This window comes from Planotetraspora silvatica (genome assembly GCF_016863315.1).
Lineage (GTDB): Bacteria > Actinomycetota > Actinomycetes > Streptosporangiales > Streptosporangiaceae > Planotetraspora > Planotetraspora silvatica.
Genome location: NZ_BOOQ01000003.1, coordinates 128,835 through 145,263, shown reverse-complemented (window position 1 = coordinate 145,263; position 16,429 = coordinate 128,835). Strand labels below are relative to the sequence as shown.

Sequence of the window (16,429 nt, the reverse complement as noted above, 5' to 3'; positions counted from 1 at the left end):
CACCGCCGCTATCACTCATGCGTCGTCTCCTGCCCCGTTTTCCTCGATCTCCAGTGACTCGAGCTCTGTCGGCTCGGTCTCGGCCGATTCGAAGGACTCCGACTCGATGTCATCCGAGTTGGCGTCCAAAGCCTCGGCATTGCGGGCAAGGGCGACGACGCTGTCCCCATCAGCGAGGTTCATCAGGCGCACCCCCATGGTCTGGCGGCCCGACTGCTTGATCTCGCCCGCACTGGTCCGGATCACCCCTCCGGCCGATGTGATGGCGAAGACCTCGTCCTCGGGCCTCACCATGACGGCTCCAACCAGCTTGCCACGGGCGCTGACGATCTTCGCTGTCAGCACTCCCTTGCCACCCCGTCCCTGCACGGGGTACTGGTCCGCGGGAGTGCGCTTGGCATAGCCGCCCTCCGTCGCGATGAGCACGTCATCACCGTGACTCACGACGTTCATCGCGAGGAGTTCGTCCCCGTCGAGGAAACGCATGCCGATGACACCACTGGTGGCGCGGCCCATCGGGCGAAGAGCCTCATCGGAGGCGGTGAAACGAATCGACTGCGCGTTCTTGGAAACGAGCAGCAGATCGTCCTCCTCCGACACGAGTCGTGCGGCGATCACCTCGTCATCTTCGCGCAAATTGATTGCGATGAGGCCACCAGATCGGGGCGAATCGTATTCAGACAGCCGTGTTTTCTTGACGAGGCCGCTTTGGGTCGCCAACACGAGGTACGGAGCGACCTCGTAATCCCGTAGATCGAGGATCTCCGCGACGTGCTCGTCGGGCTGCATGGCGAGCAGGTTGGCCAGGTGCTGTCCGCGCGCGTCCCGGCCCGAGTCCGGCAGTTCGTACGCCTTGACCCGGTAGACCCGCCCCTTGTTGGTGAAGGCCAGCAGCCAGTGGTGGGTCGTGGTCACGAAGAAGTGCTCGACGATGTCGTCCTGGCGGAGCTGGGCGCCGCGGACTCCCTTGCCTCCGCGCTTCTGCGCCCGGTAGAGGTCCATGTTGGTGCGCTTGGCGTAACCACCACGGGTGATCGTGACGACCATGTCCTCTTCGGCGATCAGGTCCTCGATGGACATGTCGCCTTCGTAGGCGATGATCTCCGTCTTACGATCATCGCCGAATCGGGTGAGGATCTCGCTGAGTTCGTCGGAGACGATCTGCCGCTGCCGGGGCTCGGAGGCGAGGATGTCCTGGTAGTCGGCGATCTGCGTCATCAGGCCGTCGTACTCGTCCTGGATCTGCTGCCGCTCCAGGGCGGCCAGCTTGCGCAGCTGCATGTCCAGGATGGCCTGCGCCTGGATCTGGTCGATCTCCAGCAGGGTCATCAGGCCGCCCTGCGCCTCGGCCGCCGAGGGCGATCGGCGGATGAGGGCGATGACCTCGTCCATCCGGTCGAGCGCCTTGAGCAGTCCAAGCAGGATGTGGGCCCGCTCCTCGGCCTTGCGGAGCAGGAACCGGGTCCGCCGGACGACGACCTCGATCTGGTGCTCGATGTAGTACTTGACGAACTGGTCGAGACGCAGCGTCCGCGGCACGCCGTCCACCAGGGCGATCATGTTGGCGCCGAAGGTGGTCTGCAGCTGGGTGTGCTTGTAGAGGTTGTTGAGCACGACCTTGGCGACGGCGTCGCGCTTCAGCACGATCACCAGGCGCTGGCCGGTCCGGGAGGAGGTCTCGTCGCGGACGTCGGCGATGCCGGTGACCTTGCCGTCCTTGACCAACTCGGCGATGGTGAGCGCGAGGTTGTCCGGGTTCACCTGGTACGGCAGGGCCGTGACGACCAGGCACTGACGGCCCTTGGCGTCCTCCTCGACCTCGACGATCGCCCGCATCGTGATCGAGCCGCGCCCGGTGCGGTAGGCGTCGTCGATGCCGCGGCGGCCGACGATCAGCGCGCCCGTCGGGAAGTCGGGACCCTTCACCCGGGCGATGAGCCCTTCGAGCAGTTCCTCGTCGGTCGCCTGGTGGTTCTCCAGCGCCCACTTGACGCCCTCGCCGACCTCGCGGAGGTTGTGCGGCGGGATGTTGGTCGCCATTCCGACCGCGATGCCGGCGGCGCCGTTGACGAGCAGGTTCGGAAACCGCGACGGCAGGACGATCGGCTCCTGCGACCGCCCGTCGTAGTTGGGCTGGAAGTCGACGGTGTCCTTGTCGATGTCCCGGAGCATCTCCATGGCGATCGGCGCGAGGCGGCACTCGGTGTACCGCATCGCGGCCGCCGGGTCGTTGCCCGGTGAGCCGAAGTTGCCCTGCCCGTCGACCAGCGGATAACGCAGCGACCAGGGCTGCGCGAGCCGTACGACGGTGTCGTAGATCGACGCGTCACCATGCGGGTGGTAGGAGCCCATGACGTCACCGACGACGCGCGAGCACTTGAAGTAGCCGCGGTCGGGGCGGTAGCCGCCGTCGAACATCGCGTACAGGACGCGCCGGTGCACGGGCTTGAGGCCGTCCCGGGCGTCCGGCAGCGCACGGGACACGATGACGGACATCGCGTAGTCCATGTAGCTGCGCTGCATCTCGGACTGGATGTCGACCGGTTCTACGCGATCGGCGGGCGGTCCCGGCGGCGTGTTCACTTCCGTCACGGAAAAGTCCTTTTGCTATACGTCGAGGAAACGAACGTCACGGGCATTGCGGATGATGAAGTTCCTGCGGGCCTCGACGTCCTCGCCCATCAGGACACTGAACAGTTCGTCCGCCTGGGCGGCGTCGTCGAGCGTGACCTGCAGCAGCACCCGGGTCGCTGGGTTCATCGTGGTCTCCCACAGCTGGGAGGGATTCATCTCGCCGAGACCCTTGAAGCGCTGCACGCCGTCGTGGAGACGGGGGTCGCGCTTGCCGCGCCCGACGCCGTCCTCGATGATCGCGTCGCGCTCCCGGTCCGAGTAGGCGTAGGAGGCGTCCTCGCCCTTGCGATCCCACTTGATCTTGTAGAGCGGCGGCTGGGAGAGGTAGACGTGCCCGGCCTCGATCAGCGGCCGCATGAAGCGGAACAGCAACGTCAGCAGCAGCGTGGTGATGTGCTGCCCGTCGACGTCGGCGTCCGCCATGAGGATCAGCTTGTGGTACCGCAGCTTCTCGATGTCGAACTCGTCGTGCACACCGGTGCCGAGAGCCGTGATCAGCGCCTGGACCTCGTTGTTCTTGAGGACCTTGTCGATCCGCGCCTTCTCGACGTTCAGGATCTTGCCGCGGATGGGCAGGATGGCCTGGAACTTGGGATCCCGGCCGCCCTTGGCCGAGCCGCCGGCCGAGTCACCCTCGACGATGTAGAGCTCACACTTCTCGGGCTCCGACCACTGGCAGTCGGCCAGCTTGCCCGGAAGGCCGCTGCCGCTTTCCAGCAGGGACTTGCGGCGGGTGAGGTCACGGGCCTGGCGTGCCGCGAGGCGGGCGCGGGAGGCCTGGAGCGTCTTGGTGATGATGTCCTTGGCCTCGCCGGGGTTGCGCTCGAACCAGTCGCGCAAGTGGTCGTTGCACGCCTTCTGGACGAACGACTTCGCCTCGGTGTTGCCGAGCTTGGTCTTGGTCTGACCCTCGAACTGGGGGTCCGCCAGCTTCACCGAGATGATCGCGGCGAGGCCCTCACGGACGTCGTCGCCGGTGAGGTTGTCGTCCTTGCCCTCCTTGAGGAACTTCTGCTCGCGCGCGTAGCGGTTGACGATGGTCGTCAGCGCCGCGCGGAAGCCCTCCTCGTGGGTGCCGCCCTCGGCCGTGTTGATCGTGTTCGCGAACGTGTAGATGGATTCGCTGTAAGACGCGTTCCACTGCATCGCGATCTCGACCGAGATGCCCTCGCCGTGCTCCTCGAAGTCGACGACGGAGCTGTGGATCGGCTCCTTCTTCGAGTTGAGGTGGGTGACGAAGTCGGCGAGGCCGCCCTCGTAGTGGTACTTGATCTCAACCGGCTCGCCGTTGATGTGGTCGGGCCGTTCGTCGCGAATGATCATCGCGAGGCCCTTGTTGAGGAACGCCATCTCCTGGAACCGGCGCGTCAGCGTCTCGAAGTTCCAGACGGTCGTCTCGAAGATGGTGTCGTCGGCCCAGAACGTGGTGGTCGTCCCGGTCTCGTCGGTCGGCTCGCCCCTGGTCAGCGGGCCGGTCGGCTTGGAGTGGTCATACGTCTGCCGCCAGTGGTAGCCGTCGCGTTTGATCTCCACGTCGAGCCGGGTCGACAGGGCGTTGACCACCGCCGCGCCGACGCCGTGGAGGCCGCCGGAGACGGCGTACGACTTGCCGTCGAACTTTCCGCCGGCGTGCAGCGTGGTCATGACCAACTCGACGGCCGGCCGCTTTTCCACAGGGTGTTCACCGACGGGGATGCCCCGGCCGTTGTCCACCACCCGCACACCGTTGTCGGCGAGGAGCGTGATCTCGATCGTGTCGCAGTAGCCGGCGAGCGCCTCGTCGACCGAGTTGTCCACGATCTCGTAGACCAGGTGATGGAGACCGCGCTCGCCCGTGGAACCGATGTACATTCCCGGGCGCTTGCGGACCGCCTCGAGTCCTTCTAGAACGGTGATTGAGCTTGCGTCGTAGGACAAGTGCGAAATCCTCCTGCCAATGGACACGCGGCGGGAGGTCGTCTAGCTTGGCCGCCCCAGCCGTGCCCGTCACCGTCGTGAATGCCCCGATGCGCCCACCCTGCGGGAAATCGACCCTCAAGGTCGGGGGGTGACGCAAACCGGACGTGTCCTTAAGTCCACATTCATTCTACCGGTCCTGGAGACCTCAGGAGGCATTGACGGGCGCTGTGATGCCCTGTCGCGTGTTGATCATCGTTTTGAACTTCCCCCACCCGAGACGGGGGTCGAAGCCTCACACGCGATTTTGGGCCGGTTCGGGCTTTCTCCGGTGTCCTACGGCTCAGCTCCCGGGATCACCCGTAACTGTCTCCGGGGCCCTGGCTGCCGTGGACCCGCAGACCGCCCGTCTGACGAGGTCCCACGTTCGGGCCGTGCACCTTCACGCGCGTCACCGTGCCGTCGCCCAGCTCCTCGTTCAGCCTCCTGACCAGCGTAGACGCCAGAAGGCGCACCTGCGTGGCCCAAGCGGTCGAGTCCGCGGCCACGACGACCTCACCGTCCGCGAAGGTCTCCGGGGTGGTGTGACCGGCCAGTTCGGGCCCGACGATCTCCCGCCAGCGGCCGAAGACGCCGCCGATGGCCGCCGGCTGCTCCCAGCCGCGGTCGGCCAGCAGGTCCCGGATGGCACGGCCGAAGAGCTGGGGATCGCCCGCGTCCCGCTTCGGCCCGCCCTTGCGGCGGCGTGGTTCGGACCGGGGGAGCTGTCCGCGTTTCACGGCGTCGGCCTTGGCCTGCGCCAGCTTCTCGCGGGCCATCGCGGCGCCCTTGGCCGCGGTCCCTTCCGGGGACTGGTCCCCACCTGTGGATTCAGCGGACACGCAGCACGCTCCCTTCGGTCACGTCGAATCGGGACCCCGCGAGCTGGGCCGGAACGTCGTCCGGCACCGCGGCCGTGATGAGGACCTGCTCGGCCGGGGCGACGATGTCGGTCAGCCGCCTGCGCCGCTGGTCGTCGAGTTCGGCGAAGACGTCGTCCAGGATCAGGACCGGGTCTCCGCCGTCGGAGCGCAGGAGGTCGTAGGCCGCCAGCCGCAGGGCCAGGGCGAACGACCACGATTCCCCGTGGCTCGCGTAGCCGCGCGCGGGCAGGTCGCCGAGGGTCAGCAGCAGGTCGTCGCGATGCGGCCCGACCAGGGTGACGCCTCGGTCCAGCTCCGCCTGGCGGACTTCGGCCAGTCCCGCGCGGAGGCGCTCAGCCAGATCTTCGCGATTTATCCCCAGAACGCTGACATCTGTGGACAACTTATCGTCGGCCTGGTCCTCGCCCGCCGAACTCCGGTACTCCAGGCCCGCCGGCGCGGAGCTCGGCGCGAGAGTGGCGTAGGCCTTGGCGGCCAGTGGCCGCAGCGCCTCGACCAGATCGAGCCGTCCGGCCAGGAGCTCGGCGCCGTGCCGTACGAGATGGGAGTCCCACACCTCGAGCGTGCTCATGACGTCCCCGGCCCCGGCGGCCGCGAAGGCGGCGTCGTCGTCCTGCTTGCGGGACCCGCGCCGCCGGCCGATCCTGGTGGTCGCCGCTGTGCGCAACAGGGCGTTGCGCTGCTTCAGCACCCGGTCGTAGTCGGCGCGGACCCCGGCGAACCTGGGGGCGCGGGCGACGAGCAGGTCATCGAGGAACTTGCGGCGCTCGGACGGATCCCCCTTGGACAGGGCGAGATCCTCCGGCGCGAAGAGCACCGTCCGCAGCAGGCCGAGGGCCTCGCGCGGCCGCGGAACGGGGGAGCGGTTGACCCTCGCGCGGTTGGCCCGGCCGGGGTTGATCTCCAGCTCGATCAGCGCCCGGCGGTCGTCCTTGACGACCACCGACCGGATGATCGCCCGCTGCGCGCCCTGCCGTACGAGCGGGGCGTCCGTCGCGACGCGGTGACTGGAGTGCGTCGCGAGGTAGCCCACGGCTTCGATCAGATTGGTCTTCCCCTGCCCGTTGGGCCCGACGAAGGCCGTGGCCCCGGGCTCGAGATCGAGCTCGACCGCGGGGTACGACCGGAAGTCGGTGAGGGAGAGGCTGGCCACATGCACGCCGCAAGGCTACTAACGCCCGGGCGCCCGCGTCGTACGGCAGACGCGTTCAGTCGGTGCTCATCGATCAGAGCCGGGTTCAGTGCTGGACTTCGCGGGGCGGCGCCACATCGGCGCCGGGGGCGTCCGCGCCCTTGCCCGTCTGGCCTTCCACCGAGGCGACCGCGTGCCCGCCGAACTGGTTGCGCAGCGCCGCGATCATCTTCATCGAGGGGGAATCGGCCTGGCGCGAGGTGAAACGCGCGTAGAGGGCGGCCGTGATCGCCGGCAGCGGCACCGCGTGGTCCACAGCCGCCTGCACCGTCCACCGGCCCTCGCCGGAGTCCTCGGCATACCCCTTGAGCTCGGACAGGTCGGGGTCCTGCTCCAGAGCCCGAACCATCAGGTCGAGCAGCCAGGAACGGATGACCGTGCCGTGGCGCCAGCTCGCGAACGCACCGGGGACGTCCGTGACGACGTCACTCGCCTCCAGCAGTTCCCAGCCCTCGGCGAAGGCCTGCATCATGCCGTACTCGATGCCGTTGTGGACCATCTTCGCGAAGTGGCCGGCGCCGACCGGTCCGGCGTGGACGAACCCGTCCTGTCCCGCGGGGCGGAGGGTGACGAAGATCGGGTCGAGACGCCGCACGTCCTCGGCCGCACCACCGACCATCAGGGCGTAGCCGTTCTCGAGCCCCCAGATGCCGCCGCTGACCCCGACGTCGACGAAGCCGATGCCCTTCTCGGCGAGGTCGGCGGCGTGTACCTGGTCGTCCTTGTAGTGCGAGTTGCCCCCGTCGATGATCAGGTCACCGGGGGAGAGCAGATCACGCAACTGGCTGATCGTGGCCCGGGTGGGCTCGCCGGCGGGCACCATCACCCACACGGCACGGGGTGCCTCGAGCCTCTCGACGAGGTCGGCCAGACTGCCGACGTCGCTGACGGCGGGATCGCGGTCGTATCCGACCACGTCATGACCGCCGCGGCGAAGCCGCTCGGCCATGTTCCCGCCCATCTTGCCGAGACCGATCATGCCGATCTGCATGTGAGCCACCCCTTAGCCTCCGGATCCACCGCGAGGCACGCCTACCCGTGTGCGGGCCCTCAAATCGGCCCCGGTAGATGGTACGCCCAGGGTCAGCTGGACAAGCGGATGGGCATGATGAGGTAGCGATAGTCCTGGATTTCCCCGTCATCCACAGGCTTTCCCCCCGTGAGGATGGCGGGCTTGGTGGATGTCGTGAACTGCAGACGCGCCACGTCGGAGTCGATCGCGCCGAGCCCTTCCAGCAGGAACTGGTGGTTGAAGGCGATGTTGATCTCCTCGCCGTCGAACTCGACGGGCAACGCCTCCACAGCCTGGGCCTCGTCGCCGCTCCCGGCCTCCAGGATGACCTCCCCACCGCGGAAGGCCAGCCGTACGGGGGTGTTGCGCTCGGCCACCAGCGCGACGCGCTTGACGGCCTCCACGAACGCGGCTGTGGACAAGTCCGCGCGAGCGGAGAACTGCGTCGGAAGCAGCGAGCGGTACTTGGGGAACTCGGGGTCGAGGAGCCGCGTCGTGGTCCGCCGGCCGGAACTGGAGAACCCGATCATCCCCTCGCCGGTGCCGCCCGCGGAGCTGAGCGCGATCTCGACCTGAGCCCCGGTGGCGCCGAGCGCCTTGGCCGTGTCGGCCAGGGTCCTTCCGGGGACCATGGCGATCGCCTGGAAGTCGGGCTGCTCAGGCTGCCACTTCAGTTCGCGTACGGCCAGGCGGTACCGGTCGGTGGCCGCGAGGGTGACCGTGTCGCCCTCGATCTCCATCCGGACGCCGGTGAGCATCGGCAGGGTGTCGTCCTTGCCCGCGGCGACGGCGACCTGGCCGACGGCGGAGGCGAAGACGTCGCTGCCGATCCGGCCTGCGGCGGGCGGCATCGCGGGGAGGGACGGGTAGTCCTCCACCGGCATGGTCAGCAGCGTGAACCGCGCGCTTCCACAGGTGACGACCGCCTTGGCACCGTCGACGACGAAGTCGACCGGCTGGGCGGGCAGCGCCCGGGTGATCTCAGCGAGGAGCTTGCCCGACACGAGGACCACACCGGCTTCGCCGACTTGGGGGTCGAGGGTCACCTCCGCCGACACCTCGTAGTCGAAGCCGGAGAGCTTGAGTTGCTGCTCCTGTGTGACTTCGAGCCTCATGCCCGCCAGCACCGGCACCGAGGGCCGGGCCGGAAGGCTGCGTGCGGTCCACGCCACGGCTTCGGCGAGCACGTCGCGATCGATCCGGAACATCACGGGGATCAGCCTCCTGGATTTCGCTGCATCGTCAAGTGTGCACTCTCTGAGCCCCTGGCTCCTCCAGAACCCCTTCTATGGTTCTTGAGTTCTTAGGAGAGAGATATATAGGTCTTCTCATTAGGGGCGGTGGATATGTGGATGTCGAGCATATTCGCAGGTCAGGACCAAGGTTTAATCCACTGCGGGTGTGGGCGAGAGGTGCATGGGAACTGTGTTGCTGTGGGGGACGGCTGCTTCCCCACAGCGGTTCCCCAGTCTCGGGCCCCTTCATCCACGAGTTACCCACGAGGTTTCCACCGGTTGTCCACGGGGTAGAAGGCGCCGCCGCGGGGGTCTGGACCGGTCGCGCACAGGGCGTCCCCAAGTCGTCCACGAGTAGTCCCCAGGCCATCCCCAGGATTTCCCCACATCCGTCCCCCACCTCTTAATGGCGCATTTCGGGTAACCAACGGCCCGGTGACGCCCAGAAGGCTTCACGGGTGTGTGCAGGGTTTGATCCACAGCGATATCCACAGGCTGTGCATCACGCGTTGCGTGCGCGCTGCTTAACCCGGGTCGTGAGCTCGTTGACCTGGTTGTACATCGAGCGCCGTTCCGCCATGAGCGAGCGGATCTTACGCTCCGCGTGCATCACCGTGGTGTGGTCGCGGCCGCCGAACTGCTGCCCGATCTTCGGGAGGGACAGGTCGGTGAGCTCACGGGCCAGGTACATGGCGATCTGCCGGGCGGTGACTAAGGCGCGCGACCGGGAGCTGCCGCACAGATCGTCGAGCGAGACTCCGAAGTACTCGGCCGTCGTCGACATGATGAGCGAGATCGTGATCTCGGGGCTCGCGTCCTCGCTGATCAGGTCCTTGAGGACGATCTCGGCCAGCTGGATGTCCACAGACTGCCGGTTGAGACTGGCGAACGCGGTGACCCGGATGAGTGCGCCCTCCAGCTCGCGGATGTTGGTGGCGATGCGGCTGGCGATGTACTCGAGCACGTCAGGAGGCGCGGCCAGTCCTTCCTGGATGGCCTTCTTCCTGAGGATCGCGATGCGGGTCTCCAGCTCGGGCGGCTGGACGTCGGTGATCAGGCCCCACTCGAAGCGGTTGCGGAGCCGGTCCTCCAGCGTGACGAGCTGTTTGGGCGCCCGGTCACTGGAGATGACGATCTGCTTGCTGGCGTTGTGGAGGGTGTTGAACGTGTGGAAGAACTCTTCCTGCGTCTGTTCCTTGCCCTCCAGGAACTGGATGTCGTCCACCAGCAGGATGTCGACCGCTCTATACCGCGAGCGGAAGCCGTCGGCCTTGTGGTCGCGGATCGAGTTGATGAAGTCGTTGGTGAACTCCTCGGAGCTCACGTATCTCACCCGGGCGCCGTCATAGAGGCTCTGCGCGTAGTGGCCGATCGCGTGCAGCAGGTGCGTCTTGCCCAGCCCGGAGTCTCCGTAGATGAACAACGGGTTGTACGCCTTGGCCGGCGTCTCCGCGACGGCGACCGCGGCCGCGTGGGCGAACCGGTTGCTCGCACCGATGACGAAGGTCTCGAAGGTGTACTTCGCGTTGAGCCGGGCCGGCTCGCTGGTGGTCCTCGCGCCCCGGCTGTCCCACCGGTTCTGCACGGGCTCGGGCTTCGGTGCCGGAGGCGGCTCGGGGGAGTAGACGGGGGTCGGCTGTGGATACTGCTGCGACCCGTACGGCTCCTCCACGGGCGACGGGCCGTCCTGGCCGAAGGAGGGGAAACCCTGCTGCTGTGGACGGTGTTGTGGATAGTCGGTGGACGGGCTGAGCGGCTCGGACCGGTGTTGCCTGCCGTAGCCGGGCTGCGGTTGTCCACCGTGGGGATAACCCTGATCCTGCGGCTGGGGATAGCCGTCGTGCTGGACTCCCGTGGAGGAGGTCGCACCGGGATCGACCATGACGGCGATCCGCACAGGGCGGCCGAACTCCTGGGAAAGCGCGTGAGCGATCAGCGGCCGCAACCGGACCTCGAGGACTTCCTTCGCGAAGTCGTTGGGGGCGGCCAGGAGGATCGTGTCGTTGATGAGCCCGGACGGCTGGGTCATCTGGAGGAACGCGCGCTGTTGTCCCGAAACGCCCTCGTCGAGAAGGGTTCCGAGCGCCCGAGCCCATACCGCGTTGAGGTCGACGCCTTCCATGGCTCCGCCCCTCCCTCCCTTGCGCGGCCCCCGCTCGCACGCCGCGAATCCGTTTCCACTCCAGCCCGGCCCGGGATGACCCGGCGGTGTTCAGCCCCCGTTAGCTGATCCACATGAGATCCACATGTTGTGCACAGTCGGTGCGATGTTTCCCGGGCGCATTCACGGTGACAGAGGGAAAGGCCGGAGGGTTGACAGTAGCGGTGGAGCAACATGCGTTCAAGACGTTGTCCACAAGCGTAGTGGGCTGTGGACGCCCGCCGTACGCGCTTGTTCCTTCCGGTGCGTCGGGGCGTCCCGCGCACTCGCCGGGGAGGTCGCGGGGCGCCGACCGGCGGCCGGGGTGGCCTGCGGGGCCACTTGATCGTCATGCTTGTGGACGCGCTCACGGATTAGGCGGACGACGGTCCGAGGGCGATAGAGTGGCTGGTCGGGTTTGACCTGGCGTGGGGTCGGCCCGTAACGTATGCCGGTCGGCTAATCACGCGACGGCTATTTCGCATGCCCACGCAGCTGACGAGCCGTAACCTTGGAATGTCCCGCGCCCGCAAACTTTGCGTGCGTATCTGAAGTCTTGGGAGCCCACTCGTGAGCAAGCGTACTTACCAGCCGAACAACCGTCGTCGCGCGAAGACCCACGGCTTCCGGCTGCGCATGCGCACCCGTGCGGGCCGTGCGATCCTGGCCAGCCGGCGCCGCAAGGGCCGCGCCGAGCTGACCGTCTGACGACGAGAAGCCCGCCGTCGCCCGCCGTCTGTTCCGTCGGCGGGCGACAGCCGTACCTAGAGGAACACGCGGTGCTGCCGTCCGCGTCGCGGATGCGACGAGGTGACCAATTCGCCGACGCGATACGCCGCGGGCGACGCGCCGGTCGTCCCATGCTGGTCGCACATTTTTCTGTGCGCGAAACCGACGAACCACCGGTGGTGGGTTTCGTCGTGAGCAAGGCGGTCGGGGGCGCGGTGATCAGAAACCAGGTCAAGCGCAGGCTCAGACACCTCATGCGGGACCGTGTAGCGCGACTCCCTAGAGGTAGCCTGCTTGTGGTACGCGCCAATCCACCGGCCGCGACCGCGCGAAGCGAGAATCTGGCCGCCGAACTCGACGTCGCGCTGGATCGTTTACTCCGGCGGAGGGGGTCCGAGCCCCGGACCCTGACGGATGGACGGTCATGACAGCGGAGCAGCCGATTCCGGAGTCCGGAATCGTGGTGACGGGCACCCGGCCGCCAGACTCGGCGGGCCCGGTCGCTCGGGTTCTGGTTGTCCCGATCCGGTTCTACAGGGCCTTCATCAGCCCGATGCTCGGCCCGCGTTGCCGGTTCGAGCCGTCTTGCAGCGCCTACGGCCTCGAGGCGATCACCGTTCATGGGGCACTACGCGGGGTATGGCTGACCGTTAGGCGTATCGGGCGGTGCCACCCGTTCCATCCTGGAGGTTTCGACCCGGTGCCCCCACCCCGAGTCCGGTCTCACGACGAAACGCAAGGGAGCTAGCTCGGTGGAGCTGCCATTCCTGAATTGGCTGTACACGGCTGTGGCCTGGGTGATCACCCAGATCCATGCCGGATACAGCACATTCATCCCCTCAGATAACGGGCTCAACTGGGCGCTCACCATCATCACGCTCACCGTGCTGATGCGCCTGCTGATCTTCCCCCTCTTCATGAAGCAGATGCGCTCGTCGAGGAAGATGCAGGAGCTCGCGCCCAAGGTCCAAGAGCTGCGCAAGAAGTACAAGAACGACAAGCAGCGCATGAACCAGGAGGTCATGGCCCTTTATCAAGGGGCCGGGGCCAACCCCCTCGGCGGCTGCCTGCCGGTCGTCGCGCAGTTCCCGATCTTCATCTCGATGTTCACCGTGCTGCGGGCCATCGCCGAGGATCGTGCGACCTTCGGGATGACGCGCCAGCTGGTGGACAGTGCGCGTGCGGCCCACATCCTGGGCGCTCCGCTGCCGGCGACCTTCTGGTCGAGCGCCAGTGAGATCTCCAAGTTCGGCGCCGACCCTGTGGTCACCAAGATCGTGCTCGCCGTGTTCGTCGCGATCAGCTCGGGCACGACGTTCCTCACCGTCCGGCAGAGCGTGACGCGATCGATGCAGCAGATGCCGGACAACCCGATGGCTCAGCAGCAGAAGATCCTGATGTACATCTCGCCGCTGTTCGCCATCTTCAGCCTGAACTTCCCCCTCGGCCTGATCCTTTACTGGGTGACGACCAACCTGTGGACGCTCAGCCAGCAACACTGGTTCTACAGTCGCCATCCCATGCCGGTCGTCGACGAAAAGGGCAACATGACGACGCCCCCGCCGACCAACGGCATCTTCACCAAGCTGGTGGGCAAGCCGAAGGCCGCGTCTGAGGAGCCGCCACCGGCGCCAGAGCCTAAGATCGTCCGTCAGCAGCCGACGCGCCAGCCCCGTAGCAAGCGCACCGGCAGCAAGAAGCCGTAGCAGAAGGAGAGTCCCGGACGTGACCGAAGCTGAGGACAGCCCGAAGCCTGCTCCCGACGTCGAGGCGTTGGAGCAGGAGGGGGAGATCGCGGCCGACTACCTCGAGGGCCTCCTCGACATCGCCGACATCGATGGCGACATCGACATGGACGTCGAAGGGGATCGCGCCCTGGTGTCGGTCGTCGACATCAAGGGCGTCGACCTGACGGGTCCCGCCGGTGAGGTGCTCGAAGCCCTCCAGGAGCTCACCCGCCTCGCGGTGCACCGGCAGACCGGTGAGCGCTCCAGGCTCATGCTCGACGTCGGTCGTTACCGCGAGCGCCGCAGGGTGGAACTCACCAAGATCGGCTCTGCCGCGGCCCACGACGTCAAGCGCAGCGGGGAACCCAAGGCCCTGCAGCCGATGACACCCTTCGAGCGGAAGATCGTGCACGACGCGGTCGCCGCGGCCGGGCTCAGGAGCGAGTCGGAGGGGGAGGAGCCGCGTCGATTCGTCGTCGTCCTCCCCGTCTAGTCTCTCTTCGTACGGAAAGCCGCCGGACTCCCTTGGAGCCGGCGGCTTTGTCGTTTCCACAGGCTCGGCCGTTCAAGCGATGGATCGTGGGCCACGCGCCTGCTGAGTCCCTCGTGGCAGGGCATGATTTGTCAGACACGACCTTCAGGTTCGTGCGGGGATGGGCCACTACCCTTGGCCCGAGACGGTTCGCGAATGAGTGAGTGATGACGGAGAGCAACGAGCTGCCCGAAGTGCCGATCGTGGCGCGGGAGGTTTTCACCGGTGACGCGCTGGGCCGGGCACGGCTGTTCGCGGAACTGCTCGCGGGGCCGGGGGTCGTCCGCGGCCTGCTCGGGCCCCGTGAGATTCCTCGCATATGGGAGCGTCACCTGCTCAACTGCGCCGTCGTCGCCGAGGCGATCCCGCAGGACGCCCGCGTCGTCGACATCGGTTCGGGGGCGGGTCTGCCGGGCCTGGTCCTGTCGATCGTGCGCCCGGACATCAGGGTGACGTTGCTTGATCCGCTTCTGCGGCGCACCGTCTTCCTGTCCGAGGCGGTTGAGGCGCTGGATCTCGCCAACGCCGAGGTGGTACGCGGCCGGGCGGAGGAACTCGCGGGCAAGCGGGCGTTCGACGTGGCGACGGCCCGCGCGGTCGCACCCCTCGACCGGCTTCTCGAGTGGTCGTTGCCATTGCTCCGCGAGGACGGGCAGCTGCTGGCGATGAAGGGGGAGCGGGCCGTCGAGGAACTGGAGGCGGCCAGACCTCAATTGAAGGCGTCTGGGGCGCGTTCGGCTGAGCTTGTTACGGTGGGGCGCGGTAGGGTCGATCCGCCCGCCACCCTCGTTCGCGTAGTCGCGGGAGCATCCCCCGAGTCGAGTGGACGTGGTGCACGGCGGCGACGGAAGAGGTGAGCGTCTTGCTGGATGCGACAGCGGGCCTGGGTTGGCCGACGAGTCCGGTCGCCCTACCCTGGGAGATCGCGACAGCAAGCCGGCCGTCGGGGCTTGGCTGGCCTCGATTTTCCGTTTCGCAGGTCGAAAGGACGGCGACCGTGTCCCAGACCCCCCTTCAACCTGGCGATTCACCGTTGGTACGAGAGGCATTGAGCTCCGTGGTTTCACGTGAAACAGCCACACCCCCACTGGTGGCTGAATCTTCTGTCGGATATTCGACCCGCAGTGGCGGGGACTGGCCACGGCCTCCCCATTGCCGGGTGCTGACCGTGTCCAACCAGAAGGGCGGGGTGGGCAAGACCACCACGTCGGTCAACCTCGCGGCTGCGCTGTCCATGCACGGGCAGCGCGTCCTGGTGGTGGACCTGGACCCGCAGGGGAACGCGTCGACCGCTCTCGCGACGGACCATCGGGCGGGGACGCCGTCGGTCTACCAGGTGCTGGTGGACGACCTGCCGCTCTCGTCGATCGTGAAGCCGGTGCCGGACATGCCCGGGCTCTTCTGTGCGCCCGCCACCCTCGACTTGGCCGGCGCGGAGATCGAGCTGGTTCCCATGGTTGGCAGGGAGACGCGCCTGAAGCGTGCGCTGGCCGCCTTCGAGTCCATGGAGTTCGACTACATCTTCATCGACTGCCCGCCGTCCCTCGGCCTGCTCACCGTGAATGCGATGGCGGCGGCACAGGAGGTGCTGATCCCCATCCAGTGCGAGTACTACGCGCTGGAAGGTCTCAGCCAGCTCCTGCAGAACGTCGAACTCGTCCGCGTCCATCTGAACCAGACGCTGGCGCTGTCGACGATCCTCCTCACGATGTACGACGGTCGTACGCGGCTCGCGTCACAGGTCGCCGACGAGGTGCGGTCCCACTTCGGTGACACGGTTCTCGACTCGGTGATCCCGCGGAGCGTCCGTCTGTCCGAGGCGCCGAGCTACGGGCAGTCGGTCATGACCTACGACCCGGGTTCGAGTGGTGCGATGGCGTACATGGAGGCGGCTCGGGAGATCGCCTACCGGGCGGCGGCACTCGCGGGAGCCTCGTAATCCGCTGTCGAATCGTTCCCGTCACGCGCGGCCGCGACGATCCTTCACCGCACCGTCGAGCCGTTCCTGTCGCGCAGCCGCGACGATCGATCCCGCACCGCACCCTCGATCGTCGCCCCGTCATCGCAGTCGTCGGCCGGAGGCGTCCGCTCTGAAGTCGCCCTCCGGCCTTCCTCCATATACCGGCCTCGCGACATCGGCCACGCGCCCGCGACACTCGGCCCCGGGTGGGCACCTCCTCATGTGGCGGGTGGACCACTGCGACAGATGGGGGAGGGACGGCTTCTCCCGCAGGCCGGATCAGTGGGCGAACTCGGCCCCCGGCTTCTTCCGCAGGATGCCTTGCCGAACGAGAGTCGCCGGATGGACGGCCGATCACCTGCTCTCGGATCCGCCCGTGGTGGCCTCTGACCCATCTCATCGCTTGCCGTCGCGCCAGACTCTGTGCGCCGATGCTCATGCCGGGGGTC

The 16,429-nt window shown here is 67.2% G+C and carries 14 protein-coding genes; 7 read left to right on the top strand and 7 right to left on the bottom strand.

Translation table 11 applies throughout. From position 1 onward, the window contains the following. Window positions 1-15: 15 nt before the first annotated feature. The 7 genes from gyrA to dnaA form a co-directional block, all read right to left on the bottom strand. Window positions 16-2,592: a DNA gyrase subunit A gene (gene gyrA / locus Psi02_RS03850; protein WP_203971873.1), complete on the bottom strand. Its 2,577-nt coding sequence runs from the start codon at window positions 2,590-2,592 to the stop codon at window positions 16-18. Window positions 2,593-2,607: 15 nt separating this feature from the next. After that, window positions 2,608-4,551, bottom strand: a complete 1,944-nt coding sequence (gyrB, locus tag Psi02_RS03845; RefSeq protein ID WP_203971871.1) for a DNA topoisomerase (ATP-hydrolyzing) subunit B — start codon at window positions 4,549-4,551, stop codon at window positions 2,608-2,610. Between the two features lie 335 nt (window positions 4,552-4,886). Further along, entirely contained in the window at window positions 4,887-5,411 is a 525-nt protein-coding gene (locus Psi02_RS03840; RefSeq protein ID WP_239094583.1) for a DciA family protein, read from the bottom strand. Further along, the gene (recF, locus tag Psi02_RS03835; RefSeq protein WP_373317595.1) at window positions 5,401-6,606 is read right to left on the bottom strand and encodes a DNA replication/repair protein RecF; all 1,206 of its coding nucleotides are present in this window, start codon (window positions 6,604-6,606) and stop codon (window positions 5,401-5,403) included. The genes Psi02_RS03840 and recF overlap by 11 nt, the downstream gene beginning before the upstream one ends. An 85-nt stretch (window positions 6,607-6,691) precedes the next feature. Then, complete coding sequence (gnd, locus tag Psi02_RS03830) at window positions 6,692-7,636, bottom strand: phosphogluconate dehydrogenase (NAD(+)-dependent, decarboxylating) (RefSeq protein WP_203971867.1); 945 nt, start codon at window positions 7,634-7,636, stop codon at window positions 6,692-6,694. A 92-nt stretch (window positions 7,637-7,728) separates the two neighbouring features. Continuing rightward, complete coding sequence (gene dnaN / locus Psi02_RS03825; RefSeq protein WP_203971865.1) at window positions 7,729-8,868, bottom strand: DNA polymerase III subunit beta; 1,140 nt, start codon at window positions 8,866-8,868, stop codon at window positions 7,729-7,731. Window positions 8,869-9,394: 526 nt separating this feature from the next. Next, window positions 9,395-11,014 (bottom strand): chromosomal replication initiator protein DnaA, encoded by a 1,620-nt coding sequence (dnaA, locus tag Psi02_RS03820; RefSeq protein WP_203971863.1) that lies wholly within the window; start codon window positions 11,012-11,014, stop codon window positions 9,395-9,397. A gap of 588 nt (window positions 11,015-11,602) precedes the next feature. Here dnaA and rpmH point away from each other — a divergent pair. From rpmH to Psi02_RS03785, 7 genes are all read left to right on the top strand, one after another. Next, window positions 11,603-11,740 (top strand): 50S ribosomal protein L34, encoded by a 138-nt coding sequence (rpmH, locus tag Psi02_RS03815; RefSeq protein ID WP_203884487.1) that lies wholly within the window; start codon window positions 11,603-11,605, stop codon window positions 11,738-11,740. A gap of 71 nt (window positions 11,741-11,811) precedes the next feature. Then, a complete protein-coding gene (gene rnpA, locus Psi02_RS03810) occupies window positions 11,812-12,189 on the top strand; it encodes a ribonuclease P protein component (RefSeq protein WP_203971860.1) in 378 nt (125 codons plus the stop codon). Next, window positions 12,186-12,509 (top strand): membrane protein insertion efficiency factor YidD, encoded by a 324-nt coding sequence (gene yidD, locus Psi02_RS03805; protein ID WP_203971858.1) that lies wholly within the window; start codon window positions 12,186-12,188, stop codon window positions 12,507-12,509. Before rnpA ends, yidD begins: the two co-directional genes overlap by 4 nt. Before the next feature lie 4 nt (window positions 12,510-12,513). After that, window positions 12,514-13,467 (top strand): membrane protein insertase YidC, encoded by a 954-nt coding sequence (gene yidC, locus Psi02_RS03800; protein ID WP_203971856.1) that lies wholly within the window; start codon window positions 12,514-12,516, stop codon window positions 13,465-13,467. A 19-nt stretch (window positions 13,468-13,486) separates the two neighbouring features. Then, complete coding sequence (locus Psi02_RS03795) at window positions 13,487-13,981, top strand: Jag family protein (protein ID WP_203971854.1); 495 nt, start codon at window positions 13,487-13,489, stop codon at window positions 13,979-13,981. A 206-nt stretch (window positions 13,982-14,187) separates the two neighbouring features. Beyond that, the gene (gene rsmG / locus Psi02_RS03790) at window positions 14,188-14,877 is read left to right on the top strand and encodes a 16S rRNA (guanine(527)-N(7))-methyltransferase RsmG (RefSeq protein WP_203971852.1); all 690 of its coding nucleotides are present in this window, start codon (window positions 14,188-14,190) and stop codon (window positions 14,875-14,877) included. Window positions 14,878-15,107: 230 nt separating this feature from the next. Continuing rightward, entirely contained in the window at window positions 15,108-15,959 is an 852-nt protein-coding gene (locus Psi02_RS03785) for a ParA family protein (RefSeq protein ID WP_275415142.1), read from the top strand. Window positions 15,960-16,429: the final 470 nt, after the last annotated feature.